We start from the raw sequence: 14,060 nt of genomic DNA on the forward strand, positions 1-14,060 counted from the left end.
CGCCCGCGCGGGGGGTGCGCTTCCTGATGTGGGATCGCGCCTGACGCCGCCCGTCCCCGCCTCCGGCGTTCCCGACGTCGCTCCCTCCGTCCACCGCACCGGTCCCGATCCGTCCCGCGAGCCGCAGGCGCACGAGCCCTCCGCCGCGGCCGTTGCGGCCGACGTCGAGGAGGACGGCGCGGACTTCCCGTCCGACGACCTCGTCTACGGCCGCATCCCCGTCTCCGACGTCAGCCCCGTGGTCGAGGGCGGGCGCTTCCCCGCGACCGCGATCCCCGGGGAGGACATCCGGGTGATGGCCACGGCGTTCCGCGAGGGGCACGACTCCCTGGGCGTGACCGCCGTCCTCTACGACCCGCAGGGGCGTGAGGCGCAGCGCCGGAGCATGACGCTCGTGGAGACCGGCACGGACCGCTACCAGGCGTGGCTGCGGCCCGAGTACGAGGGCCGCTGGAGCTTCGCGGTCGAGGGCTGGTCCGACCTCTACGACACGTGGCACCACGCGGCCGAGATCAAGCTCGGGGTGGGGCAGGACGTGGAGCTCATGTTCCAGGAGGCCTCGCTGCTGTTCGACGCCGCCTCCAAGGAGTCCGACCGCGGCCAGGACGAGATCCGGGCGTTCGAGGAGGCCGCCGAGGCCGTGCTGGACACCTCGCGTAGCCTCGAGGAGCGCTGGCAGATCGCCACGTCCGACACGATCCGGGACCACGTGGCCGAGCGCCCCCTGCGCGACCTGCTGAGCAGCTCCGAGCACTACCCGATCGAGGTGGAGCGCGAGGCGGCCGGGCGCGGCTCCTGGTACGAGTTCTTCCCCCGTTCGGAGGGGGCCACCTTCGACCCCGAGACCGGCACCTGGACCTCCGGCACGTTCCGCACGGCCACGGCGGCCCTGGACCGCGCCGCACGCATGGGCTTCGACGTGGCGTACCTGCCACCGATCCACCCGATCGGACGCAACCACCGCAAGGGTCCGAACAACACCCTCATCGCCGGGGATCAGGATCCCGGCTCCCCGTGGGCCATCGGCGGCCCGGAGGGTGGGCACGACGCCATCCACCCGGACCTCGGCACGTTCGAGGACTTCGACGCGTTCGTGGCCCACGCCCACGAGCTGGGCCTCGAGGTGGCCCTGGACCTCGCGCTGCAGGCCTCCCCGGACCACCCGTGGGTGAGCGAGCACCCGCAGTGGTTCACCACCCGCGCGGACGGCAGCATCGCCTACGCCGAGAACCCGCCCAAGAAGTACCAGGACATCTACCCCCTGAACTTCGACAACGATCCCCAGGGACTCGCCGCCGAAGTGCTGCGCGTCGTGGAGCTGTGGATCTCCCACGGCGTGGACATCTTCCGCGTGGACAACCCCCACACCAAGCCCCTCTGGTTCTGGGAGTGGCTGATCGCCCGGGTCCGCGAGGAGCACCCGGACACGGTGTTCCTGGCCGAGGCGTTCACCCGACCAGCCATGATGCAGGGGCTGGCCAAGGCCGGCTTCCAGCAGTCCTACTCCTACTTCACGTGGCGCAACACCAAGGAGGAGATCGAGGAGTACCTCGAGGAGATCTCCCACGAGACCTCCGGGTTCTACCGCCCCAACTTCTTCGTCAACACCCCGGACATCCTCACCGAGTACCTGCAGTTCGGCGGCCCCGCCGCGTTCAAGGTGCGCGCCGCGCTCGCGGCCACCGCGTCCCCGCTGTGGGGCGTGTACGCGGGGTACGAGCTGTTCGAGCACGTGGCCCGCCCCGGCGCGGAGGAGTACATCGACAACGAGAAGTTCCAGCTGCGCCCCCGCGACTTCGACGGCGCGGTGCAGCGCGGTGAGTCCCTGGCCCCGTACCTCACGCGGCTGAACCAGATCCGCCGGGACCACCCGGCGCTGGGGGACCTGCAGAACCTCACGCTGCAGAGCGCCTCGGACGACGCCATCGTGGCGTTCAGCAAGACCAAGACCGTGGAGCGGGACGGCGTGCAGGTCAAGGACACCGTCATCGTGGTGGTCAACACCGATCCCCACGCCACGCGCGAGGCCACCGTGTGGCTGGACCTGGACGCCCTGGACCTGCGGGACCAGGACTTCAACGAGGACGGCTCCTTCTGGGTGGATGACCTCATCTCCGGTTCCAGCTGGAAGTGGGGCACCCACAACTACGTGCGGCTGGACCCGTACGTGGAGCCCGTGCACGTCCTGAGCATCCGCCGCGACGTGAAGTGAGTCCGCGCCGCCGCCGTGCGCACCCGCGCGGCGGCGGCCACCGAGCACCACCCGTACGCCACAACGTCTCCTCGAGAGGGCAGCCCCGCCGACCATGAGCACCACTCCTTTCCACCTCAACGCTCCCGGGATCGCCCACGACCCCGACTGGTTCCGCAAGGCCGTGTTCTACGAAGTGCTCGTGCGGGCCTTCTCGGACGCGAACGGCGACGGCTCCGGGGACTTCACCGGTCTGATCGAGAAGCTCGACTACCTGCAGTGGCTGGGCATCGACTGCCTGTGGCTGCCACCGTTCTACGAGTCCCCGCTGCGCGACGGCGGCTACGACATCTCGGACTACTACTCGGTCCTGGACGAGTTCGGAACGGTCAGCGACTTCAAGCGGCTCGTGGCGGAGGCCCACGCCCGCGGGCTGCGGGTCATCACGGACTTGCCCCTGAACCACACCTCGGACCAGCACCCGTGGTTCCAGGCGTCCCGCGAGGACCCGGAGGGCCCGTACGGGGACTTCTACGTGTGGTCGGACACGGACGAGAAGTACCAGGACGCCCGCATCATCTTCGTGGACACCGAGGTCTCCAACTGGACCTTCGACCCGGTGCGCCGGCAGTTCTTCTGGCACCGGTTCTTCTCGCACCAGCCGGACCTGAACTTCGAGAACCCCAAGGTCGTCGAGGCCGTGTTCGACGTGGTGAAGTTCTGGCTCGACATGGGCATCGACGGCTTCCGGGCGGACGCCATCCCGTACCTCATCGAGGAGGAGGGCACGAACTGCGAGAACCTCCCGGGCACCCACGACTTCCTGGTCAGGCTGCGCGAGATGGTGGACCGGGAGTACCCCGGCCGCGTGATCGTCGCGGAGGCCAACCAGATGCCCCACGAGGTCGTGGAGTACTTCGGCACGGAGGAGTCCCCGGAGTGCCACATGTGCTTCCACTTCCCGATCATGCCGCGGATCTACTACTCGCTGCGTGACCAGAAGGCCGCGCCGATCGTCTCCACCATGGCGAACACCCCGCAGATCCCGCGCGGCACCCAGTGGGGCACGTTCCTGCGCAACCACGACGAGCTGACGCTGGAGATGGTCACGAGCGAGGAGCGCCAGGCCATGCTGGGCTGGTACGCCCCGGACTCCCGGATGCGCGCGAACATCGGCATCCGACGCCGCCTGGCCCCGTTGCTCGACAACTCCCGCGCGGAGCTCGAGCTTGCCCACGCCCTGCTGCTGTCCCTGCCGGGTTCCCCGTTCCTGTACTACGGGGACGAGATCGGCATGGGTGACAACATCTGGCTGGACGACCGGGACGCCTCCCGCACCCCCATGCAGTGGACCCCGGACCGCAACGCCGGGTTCTCCACCGCGGATCCGGGCAAGCTGTACCTGCCCGTGGTGCAGTCGCTGGTCTACAACTACACGCAGACCAACGTGGAGACCCAGCTGGCGTCGTCGTCCTCGCTGCTGCACTGGATCCGCCAGATGCTCATGGTGCGCAAGGCCCACCCCGCGTTCGGGCTGGGCGAGTACGTCAACGTGGCCACGGACCACGAGTCGGTCCTGGCGTTCCTGCGCAGGCTGGCGCCCGAGGACGCCGAGGACGCCGAGGACGGCGTGGGGGAGACCGTGCTGTGCGTGTTCAACCTCGCGCACACGCCTGCGAGCTGCTCCGTGCACCTGCCGGAGTACGCGGGGCGGGGCACGCGTGAGCTGTTCGGCGGCGAGCCGTTCGGGGAGTTCTCCCAGACGGGGGACTACCGCGTGACCCTGGGCTCGCAGGACTTCTTCTGGCTGCGCCTGCGCCAGGCTCCGAGCACGGACGGAAACCACCCCGAGACGGTGGCCATGCCGATCATCAAGCCCGCAAGAGGCGAGTGAGCCCGCGCGGGCCCGCCCGCGCGAGCGCGACAGTGACTTCCAGACGAAAGCGGGGGATCCCCATGACGGATCAGCAGGTTCTCGACAGGTTGCGCGACTGGTTGCCGGGCCGGCGGTGGTTCCCGTTCACGGCCACCCCGGACCAGCTTCGGCTGAGCGTGGTGGGCCGCGCCGGGGTGGACGCCGGTGACAGGTGGGAGTCCCAGCCGGGGCGCGAGCGCATCATGTTCCTGGTGGAGGTCACGGTGGGGGAGCGCAGCGAGCTGCTCAACATCCCCGTGCTCCTCTCCGAAGAGGCCGTGCCGGAGCTCGAGGGCTTCGAGATCGGCTCCTACCGTGCCGGAGGGGAGGGTCCCGTGCCGGAGGGGCCCGCCTCGGGCGCCGACGGAGCGTCGTCGTTCCTGCGCCGGGCCGTCTCCCAGGCGGGGGCGCTGCTGGAACGGCGCCGCTCGTCGTCCCGGGGCGCACCCTCGGAGCAGGAGGCGGGGGGCTCCCCGGCCGGCACCCAGCCGACGAGTGGGAGCACGGTCCACCTCTACGACGCCGTGGGGGACCCGGTGTTCATGGACCGGGTGCTGCGCATGATGGACGCGCAGCTCACGGAGGGCGGCGTGCTGCGCCACGGCATGGGCCTGCACGGACGCCACACGGGCGCGCTGAACACCGACTACCGGATCGCCGGCGCGGAGCAGATCCACGTGATCACCTCCGAGCAGTCCAACACGTCCGTGATCCTGCGGCCCGCGGACCGCGGGGAGGACGAGTCGGCGCTGCGGGAGGACGCGGTGATCGTCAAGTTCTTCCGCGTGGTGGGCGAGGGGCGCAACCCGGACGTCGAGGTGGGCGTCAGGCTCACGGCGCACCGGTCCTCGGCGGTGCCCGCCACGGCTGGGTGGATCGACGCCCAGTGGCGCCAGGGCCTCGTGACCACCTCGGGCCAGCTGGCCGTGGCCGCGCAGTTCCTGGACCGTTCGCGCGACGCCTGGGAGATGACGGTGGCCGCGGCCACGGAGGGCCGCGACTTCACGGAGCTCGCCCGGGACCTCGGGGTCACCACCGCGCGCGTCCACGCGGACCTGCTGGCGGCGTTCGACCCCACGGAGGCGGACGACGACGCCCGGCGCCGCTTCCTGGAGGACCTCACCGGCCGCGTGAGGTGGGCCTGGGAGTCCTGCGGGGAGCGATTCGAGCAGCTGCGCCCCGAGCTGGATCGCGTCCTCGAAGAGCTGGGGGAGATCCGTGAGATCCCCCCGCTGCAGCGGATCCACGGTGACTACCACCTGGGGCAGGTGCTGCACAGCGACGCGCAGGGGTTCCGCATCCTGGACTTCGAGGGTGAGCCGCTGCGCCCCATCAAGGAGCGGGTCCGCCCGGACGTCGCACTCCGGGACGTGGTGGGCATGCTGCGCTCGTTCGACTATGCGGGAGCCATGGCCGGCAAGGAGAACGGCCGGGACATGGGCGAGTGGACCAGCGCCGTGTCGGACGCCTTCCTGGCGGGCTACAGCTCGCGCAGCGGGGCTCCCGTGGACACGGACGGCGTCCTGTTCCGCGCCCTGTGGCTGGACAAGGCCCTGTACGAGGTCGTCTACGAGGAGCGCAACCGGCCCGACTGGGTCCAGGTGCCGGCGGACGCCGTGGTTCGTTCGCTTGAGCATGCCCGCTCCCGTACCGTGAACCGTGAGAACCACGAGAGCCCATCAACCCCGTCCAGAACCGAGGATTTCGTGACCACCGAGCACCCCCGTCCCTCAGATCCCACCGCCGCCTCCGACCGGGGGCCCGGCGCCGCGCCCGTGTCGCAGGAGGCCGACGCCGCCCGCCCGGCCGCGCGTCCGGACGGCGCCGCGCGCGCGGAGCCCACCCACGCGGCCCACGAGAGCCCGGTGCCCGGCACCGCTGCCGCCGCGGGAACCGCCGGCGAGAGCACAGTCTCCGTCGATGCGGCGGACAGCGGTGCCGCTGCGAGGACCGGTGACGGCGCGGCGTCGGCACCCGGTGCCGGGAACGCAGCGCACACCACGGCCGGAGACAGCGCGTCCTCAGGGGCCGGTGACGCCGACGGCGAGCATGCCGGGGAGACCACCACGGCTGCACGGGCCACCGGAACCGGTGCGGCTGCGCAGCCCGGGCGGGCGGCGTCGGGAGCTGCGGCCGGTGGGCCCGTGCCCGTGACCGAGGAGGTCCTCGCGGCCGTGGCCGAGGGGCGATTCCACGATCCGCACTCCGTGCTCGGAGCGCATCCCAACCCGGACGGCTCGGTGAGCATCCGCACCCTGCGGCGCTTCGCCACGGCCGTGGCGGTGCGCACCCCGGACGGCACCTTCCCCCTGGAGCACGAGTGGGGCGGGATCTTCACCGGTGTGGTCCCCGCCCACGAGCAGGGCCGCATCCCCGACTACCGGGTCGAGGTGAGCTACGCGGGCAAGGAGCCCGAGCTCGTCGACGACCCCTACCGCTTCGCACCCACCCTGGGCGAGCTGGACCTCCACCTGATAGGGGAGGGGCGGCACGAGACCCTGTGGGAGGTGCTCGGCGCGCACGTGCGCCGGTACCCCTCGCCGCTGGGCGACGTCACCGGCGTGAGCTTCGCCGTGTGGGCTCCCAATGCCCAGTCCGTGCGCGTGATCGGCGACTTCAACGGCTGGGACGGCTCCGAGCACGCGATGCGTTCGCTGGGCTCCAGTGGCGTCTGGGAGCTGTTCGTGCCCGGCATGAAGTCCGGGGACACCTACAAGTACCGCATCCAGGGTGCGGACGGGGCCTGGCGGGACAAGGCGGACCCCATGGCCTTCGGCACGGAGATCCCGCCCTCCACGGCGTCCCGCGTGTTCGAGTCCGAGTACGAGTTCCGCGACGCCGAGTGGATGGCGGCGCGGGCCGCGACCGACCCGCACAACGCGCCCATGAGCGTGTACGAGATGCACCTGGGGTCGTGGCGCATGGGTCTCGGCTACGTGGACCTCGCCCGCGAGCTCGTGGAGTACCTCACGTGGCAGGGGTTCACCCACGTGGAGTTCATGCCGGTCGCGGAGCACCCCTTCGGCGGGTCGTGGGGCTACCAGGTGACGGGCTACTACGCACCGTCCTCGCGCTTCGGCTCCCCGGACGAGTTCCGCTACCTCGTGGACCAGCTGCACCAGGCCGGGATCGGCGTGCTCGTGGACTGGGTGCCCGGGCACTTCCCCAAGGACGAGTGGGCGCTGGCCAACTTCGACGGCCAGCCGCTCTACGAGCACCCGGACCCCCGCCGCGGCGAGCACAAGGACTGGGGCACGCTCATCTTCGACTACGGCCGACGTGAGGTGCGCAACTTCCTGGTGGCCAACGCCAACTACTGGCTCGAGGACTTCCACGTGGACGGGCTCCGCGTGGACGCGGTGGCGTCCATGCTGTACCTGGACTACTCCCGCAACGACGGCGAGTGGGAACCCAACCAGTACGGCGGCCGGGAGAACCTCGAGGCCATCGCCTTCCTGCAGGAGGCCAACGCCACGGCCTACCGCCGCAACCCGGGCATCGTGATGATCGCGGAGGAGTCCACCTCCTTCCCCGGCGTCACCAAGCCCACCAGCGCGGGCGGGCTGGGCTTCGGCATCAAGTGGAACATGGGCTGGATGCACGACAGCCTCGAGTACATGGCCGAGGACCCGATCAACCGGCACTACCACCACAACAAGGCCACGTTCTCCATGGTCTACGCGTTCTCGGAGAACTTCATCCTTCCGATCTCCCACGACGAGGTCGTCTACGGCAAGGGTTCCCTGCTCCGCAAGATGCCGGGTGACCGGTGGCAGCAGCTGGCCAACGTTCGGGCGTACCTCGCGTACATGTGGGCGCACCCCGGCAAGCAGCTGATCTTCATGGGCACGGAGTACGCCCAGGAGTCGGAGTGGTCGCAGGAGCACGGTCTGGACTGGTGGCTCTCCGAGACCCCGCCGCACCACGGTGTCCAGGAACTGGTCAAGTCCCTGAACGAGGTCTACCGGAGCACCCCGGCGCTCTACTCGCGGGACAACGACCCCTCCGGTTTCGAGTGGATCGACGCGAACGACGCGCAGCGCAACACGTTGTCCTTCACCCGGTGGGACGACCAGGGCAACCCCCTGGTCTGCGTGGCCAACTTCGCGGGCAACACGCACGAGGGGTTCCGGCTGGGGCTGCCCTGGGCCGGCGACTGGGAAGAGGTGCTCAACACGGACGCCGAGCAGTTCGGAGGTTCGGGTGTCGGCAACCTCGGCCGTGTGGCCGCGACCGAAGGCGCGTACAACGGCAAGCCTGCCTCCGCGGAACTGACTGTGCCGCCGCTCGCGGTGCTGTTCCTCAAGCCGGCCGGCAGCTCGGCCACCTCAGCAGCCCGGACGACCGGGCACGGAGAATCCACTCCCTGATCCCTCGCTACGGCGAGCGGGCAGCCGCCTGAACGGTGCGCGCCCACCACCCGACAAACCCGCGGACGGCACACGCCGACCGCGGGTTTGTCGTATCCCGGGGCCGCGTGTAATGTCTTCCGAGTTGCCGCGGCGACGGTCCACCGGGCCGGAGCAGGGCAACGGATCAGGGATTCTCTGCAGTGCCGGTTCGACACGGTCGAATCGTGTGCTAGGATGAATCCCCGCAAGTCACCGAGACACTGGCGACATCGCGCGGCAACCCAGAGTTCACCTCAGGTTGCGGCAGATGGCATCAGACGGTAACCTTGCAGATCGCAACCGACCGTGGTGGTCCTCGTGATGGGGAGCTGCGTTGTGGTGTGTTGTTTGTCAACTCAATAGTGTGTCTAGTTTGTTGATACCAAAAGTTTTATTTTTTGGTTGAGGCCCAGCATCTTTGCAGGTGTTTTCCCGTTTCCTGGGGGTGTTGGGTGTCAGCTGGGATCCCACCGTACCGCGTTTCGGCGTGGTGGGTGGTTTCTGTTGAATTTTTTTGACGGAGAGTTTGATCCTGGCTCAGGACGAACGCTGGCGGCGTGCTTAACACATGCAAGTCGAACGCTGAAGCTTGGTGCTTGCACTGGGTGGATGAGTGGCGAACGGGTGAGTAATACGTGAGTAACCTGCCCTTGACTCTGGGATAAGCCTGGGAAACTGGGTCTAATACTGGATACGACATGTCACCGCATGGTGGTGTGTGGAAAGGGTTTTACTGGTTTTGGATGGGCTCACGGCCTATCAGCTTGTTGGTGGGGTAATGGCTCACCAAGGCGACGACGGGTAGCCGGCCTGAGAGGGTGACCGGCCACACTGGGACTGAGACACGGCCCAGACTCCTACGGGAGGCAGCAGTGGGGAATATTGCACAATGGGCGGAAGCCTGATGCAGCGACGCCGCGTGAGGGATGACGGCCTTCGGGTTGTAAACCTCTTTCAGCACGGAAGAAGCGAAAGTGACGGTACGTGCAGAAGAAGCGCCGGCTAACTACGTGCCAGCAGCCGCGGTAATACGTAGGGCGCAAGCGTTGTCCGGAATTATTGGGCGTAAAGAGCTCGTAGGCGGTTTGTCGCGTCTGCTGTGAAAGCCCGGGGCTTAACCCCGGGTGTGCAGTGGGTACGGGCAGACTTGAGTGCAGTAGGGGAGACTGGAATTCCTGGTGTAGCGGTGAAATGCGCAGATATCAGGAGGAACACCGATGGCGAAGGCAGGTCTCTGGGCTGTTACTGACGCTGAGGAGCGAAAGCATGGGGAGCGAACAGGATTAGATACCCTGGTAGTCCATGCCGTAAACGTTGGGCACTAGGTGTGGGGAACATTCCACGTTTTCCGCGCCGTAGCTAACGCATTAAGTGCCCCGCCTGGGGAGTACGGCCGCAAGGCTAAAACTCAAAGGAATTGACGGGGGCCCGCACAAGCGGCGGAGCATGCGGATTAATTCGATGCAACGCGAAGAACCTTACCAAGGCTTGACATACACCGGACCGGGCCAGAGATGGTCTTTCCCCCTTGTGGGGCTGGTGTACAGGTGGTGCATGGTTGTCGTCAGCTCGTGTCGTGAGATGTTGGGTTAAGTCCCGCAACGAGCGCAACCCTCGTTCTATGTTGCCAGCACGTGATGGTGGGGACTCATAGGAGACTGCCGGGGTCAACTCGGAGGAAGGTGGGGATGACGTCAAATCATCATGCCCCTTATGTCTTGGGCTTCACGCATGCTACAATGGCCAGTACAATGGGTTGCGATGCCGCGAGGTGGAGCTAATCCCAAAAGCTGGTCTCAGTTCGGATCGTGGTCTGCAACTCGACCACGTGAAGTCGGAGTCGCTAGTAATCGCAGATCAGCAACGCTGCGGTGAATACGTTCCCGGGCCTTGTACACACCGCCCGTCAAGTCACGAAAGTTGGTAACACCCGAAGCCGGTGGCCTAACCCTTGTGGGGGGAGCCGTCGAAGGTGGGACTGGCGATTGGGACTAAGTCGTAACAAGGTAGCCGTACCGGAAGGTGCGGCTGGATCACCTCCTTTCTAAGGAGCACAGTGGCTGGCCGTGTGGCCGGCACCCACGATCCTCGTCATCTTCGACGGGGTGTGGTTGATGCTCATGGGTGGAATATCAGCAAGCGGACACGCTGCTCCCTGACACGGGAACACGACCGGACACGAGTTCTGGTGGTGGTGTTGGGGTGGTGGTGTGGTGGCACATTGTTGGGTTGTCGATCAACACGCTGGTGTTGGTTGGTTTCCCGCAGCATCACGAAGTCCTGGAGTGTTCTGGGGTGGGTTGGTGTTGGTGGGTTGTTGTTTGTCAACTACATAGTGGACGCGAGCATCTTTGACGCCGCGCGCCTCCGTTGGGGGTGTGTGGTGTGTTCTTTGATGATTTATTTGTGTTGTGTGGCGTATAAGTTGTTACGAGCACACGGTGGATGCCTTGGCATCAGGAGCTGATGAAGGACGTGGAAATCTGCGATAAGCCTCGGGGAGCTGATAAACGAGCTGTGATCCGAGGGTCTCCGAATGGGGTAACCCGGCTGCGTGTTATGCGTAGTCACTCGTACCTGAATTCATAGGGTGCGAGGAGGAACGTGGGGAAGTGAAACATCTCAGTACCCATAGGAAGAGAAAACAACAGTGATTCCGTGAGTAGTGGCGAGCGAAAGCGGATGGTGGCTAAACCGGTTGTGTGTGATACCTGGCGAGGGTTGCATGATCGGGGTTGTGGGATGCGTTGTTCCTGGGGTCGCCACCCTGGGCGCTGTGGCGTGGTGGTAGTCGAACTGGTGGTGAGTGCCAGACCGTAGGGGGTGTGAGTCCCGTAGACGAAACTGTCATTGTCGTGGTGTGACGTTCTCCCGAGTAGCACGGGGCCCGTGAAATCTCGTGTGAATCTGCCAGGACCACCTGGTAAGCCTGAATACTTCCTGATGACCGATAGCGGATCAGTACCGTGAGGGAATGGTGAAAAGTACCCCGGGAGGGGAGTGAAATAGTACCTGAAACCGTGTGCTTACAAGCCGTTGGAGCCTTGAGGGGTGACAGCGTGCCTTTTGAAGAATGAGCCTGCGAGTTAGTGTTACGTCGCGAGATTAACCCGTGTGGGGTAGTCGTAGCGAAAGCGAGTCTGAATAGGGCGTTGTGAGTGGCGTGATCTAGACCCGAAGCGGAGTGATCTACCCATGGCCAGGTTGAAGCGCGTGTAAGAGCGCGTGGAGGACCGAACCCACTTCAGTTGAAAATGGAGGGGATGAGCTGTGGGTAGGGGTGAAAGGCCAATCAAACTCCGTGATAGCTGGTTCTCCCCGAAATGCATTTAGGTGCAGCGTTGCGTGTTGCTTGCTGGAGGTAGAGCTACTGGATGGCTGATGGGCCCTACAAGGTTACTGACGTCAACCAAACTCCGAATGCCAGTCAAGTTGAGCGTGGCAGTGAGACTGTGGGGGATAAGCTTCATAGTCGAAAGGGAAACAGCCCAGACCATCAACTAAGGCCCCTAAGCGTGTGCTAAGTGGGAAAGGATGTGGAGTTGCTTAGACAACCAGGAGGTTGGCTTAGAAGCAGCCACCCTTGAAAGAGTGCGTAATAGCTCACTGGTCAAGTGATTCCGCGCCGATAATGTAGCGGGGCTCAAGTACACCGCCGAAGTTGTGGCATGACACCGTAGAGCTGAGCCGTTTGTGGTTGAGGTGGTGTTGTGGGTAGGGGAGCGTCGTTGGGGTAGTGAAGCTGCGGGGTGACCCAGTGGTGGAACCTCAACGAGTGAGAATGCAGGCATGAGTAGCGATAGACGGGTGAGAAACCCGTCCGCCGGATGATCAAGGGTTCCAGGGTCAAGCTAATCTGCCCTGGGTGAGTCGGGACCTAAGGCGAGGCCGACAGGCGTAGTCGATGGACAACGGGTTGATATTCCCGTACCGACGAAGAACCGACCCTACTGAACCGGGGATACTAACCACCCGAACCACCATGACCGTGTGCCCTTGTGGTACGCGGGGTGTGTGGGGAGCGTGGGACCTGATCCGGGGAGGTAAACGTGTTAACAGGTGTGACGCAGGAAGGTAGCCGAGCCAGGCGATGGTTGTCCTGGTCTAAGCATGTAGGGTGACCCGTTGGTAAATCCGCGGGTTGTGTGCCTGAGATGTGATGGGACTCTCTTAGGTGAGGGAATTCGGTGATCCTATGCTGCCAAGAAAAGCATCGACGTGAGGTTCTAGTCGCCCGTACCCCAAACCGACACAGGTGATCAGGTAGAGAATACTAAGGCGTTCGAGAGAATCATGGTTAAGGAACTCGGCAAAATGCCCCCGTAACTTCGGGAGAAGGGGGGCCCTGTCTGGTGAGCACACGTGCTGTGTGAGCTGGGTGGGGTCGCAGAGGCTAGGGGGAAGCGACTGTTTATCAAAAACACAGGTCCGTGCGAAGTCGTAAGACGATGTATACGGACTGACTCCTGCCCGGTGCTGGAAGGTTAAGAGGACCTGTTAGACCCTTGGGTCGAAGCGGAGAATTTAAGCCCCAGTAAACGGCGGTGGTAACTATAACCATCCTAAGGTAGCGAAATTCCTTGTCGGGTAAGTTCCGACCTGCACGAATGGAGTAACGACTTCCCTACTGTCTCAACCATGAACTCGGCGAAATTGCAGTACGAGTAAAGATGCTCGTTTCGCGCAGCAGGACGGAAAGACCCCGAGACCTTTACTATAGTTTGGTATTGGTGTTCGGTGTGGCTTGTGTAGGATAGGTGGGAGACTGTGAAGCTATCACGCTAGTGGTGGTGGAGTCGTTGTTGAAATACCACTCTGGTCACTCTGGACATCTAACTTCGGCCCGTGATCCGGGTCAGGGACAGTGCCTGATGGGTAGTTTAACTGGGGCGGTTGCCTCCTAAAGAGTAACGGAGGCGCCCAAAGGTTCCCTCAGCCTGGTCGGCAATCAGGTGTTGAGTGTAAGTGCACAAGGGAGCTTGACTGTGAGAGTGACAGCTCGAGCAGGGACGAAAGTCGGGACTAGTGATCCGGCGGTACATTGTGGAATGGCCGTCGCTCAACGGATAAAAGGTACCTCGGGGATAACAGGCTGATCTTGCCCAAGAGTCCATATCGACGGCATGGTTTGGCACCTCGATGTCGGCTCGTCGCATCCTGGGGCTGGAGTTGGTCCCAAGGGTTGGGCTGTTCGCCCATTAAAGCGGTACGCGAGCTGGGTTCAGAACGTCGTGAGACAGTTCGGTCCCTATCCGCTGCGTGCGTTGGAAATTTGTGGAGGCCTGTCCTTAGTACGAGAGGACCGGGACGGACGAACCTCTGGTATGTCAGTTGTTCCGCCAGGAGCATCGCTGATTAGCTACGTTCGGGATTGATAACCGCTGAAAGCATCTAAGCGGGAAGCTTGCTCCGAGATGAGATTTCCTAGCCTCCTTTGAGGGGTGTGAGGTGCCCAGTAGACGACTGGGTTGATAGGCCAGGTGTGGAAGCGTTGTAAGGCGTGGAGCTGACTGGTACTAATACACCGAAGACTTATACACACACAAAATGTCATCAAGTGTGG

At 64.7% G+C, this 14,060-nt stretch carries 3 protein-coding genes and 2 rRNA genes; all 5 read left to right on the plus strand.

Annotation, left to right across the window (positions count from 1 at the left end; genetic code table 11):
* The first annotated feature begins 28 nt into the window (after positions 1-28).
* The 5 genes from AABM36_RS04890 to AABM36_RS04910 all read left to right on the plus strand — a co-directional run bounded on the left by AABM36_RS04890 (position 29) and on the right by AABM36_RS04910 (position 14,037).
* Positions 29-2,212 (plus strand): alpha-1,4-glucan--maltose-1-phosphate maltosyltransferase, encoded by a 2,184-nt coding sequence (locus tag AABM36_RS04890; protein ID WP_423447656.1) that lies wholly within the window; start codon positions 29-31, stop codon positions 2,210-2,212.
* Between the two features lie 94 nt (positions 2,213-2,306).
* On the plus strand, positions 2,307-4,085 hold the full coding sequence (gene treS, locus AABM36_RS04895) for a maltose alpha-D-glucosyltransferase (protein WP_423447658.1): 1,779 nt from the start codon (positions 2,307-2,309) through the stop codon (positions 4,083-4,085).
* Positions 4,086-4,147: 62 nt separating this feature from the next.
* On the plus strand, positions 4,148-8,476 hold the full coding sequence (gene glgB, locus AABM36_RS04900) for a 1,4-alpha-glucan branching protein GlgB (protein ID WP_423447660.1): 4,329 nt from the start codon (positions 4,148-4,150) through the stop codon (positions 8,474-8,476).
* 535 nt (positions 8,477-9,011) lie between these two features.
* Positions 9,012-10,541 (plus strand): 16S ribosomal RNA (locus AABM36_RS04905).
* 374 nt (positions 10,542-10,915) lie between these two features.
* Positions 10,916-14,037, plus strand: a 23S ribosomal RNA gene (locus AABM36_RS04910).
* The 16S and 23S rRNA genes sit together here, the layout of an rRNA operon.
* Positions 14,038-14,060 lie beyond the last annotated feature (23 nt).

The sequence above is a fragment of the Kocuria sp. KSNUG genome (assembly GCF_049532735.1).
GTDB classification, from domain to species: Bacteria; Actinomycetota; Actinomycetes; order Actinomycetales; family Micrococcaceae; genus Kocuria; species Kocuria rhizophila.

Bases quoted from the DNA above. Each gene is read 5' to 3' on its own strand.
- treS (WP_423447658.1), top strand. From the start codon at position 2,307: ATGAGCACCACTCCTTTCCACCTCAACGCTCCCGGGATCGCCCACGAC.
- glgB (WP_423447660.1), top strand. From the start codon at position 4,148: ATGACGGATCAGCAGGTTCTCGACAGGTTGCGCGACTGGTTGCCGGGC.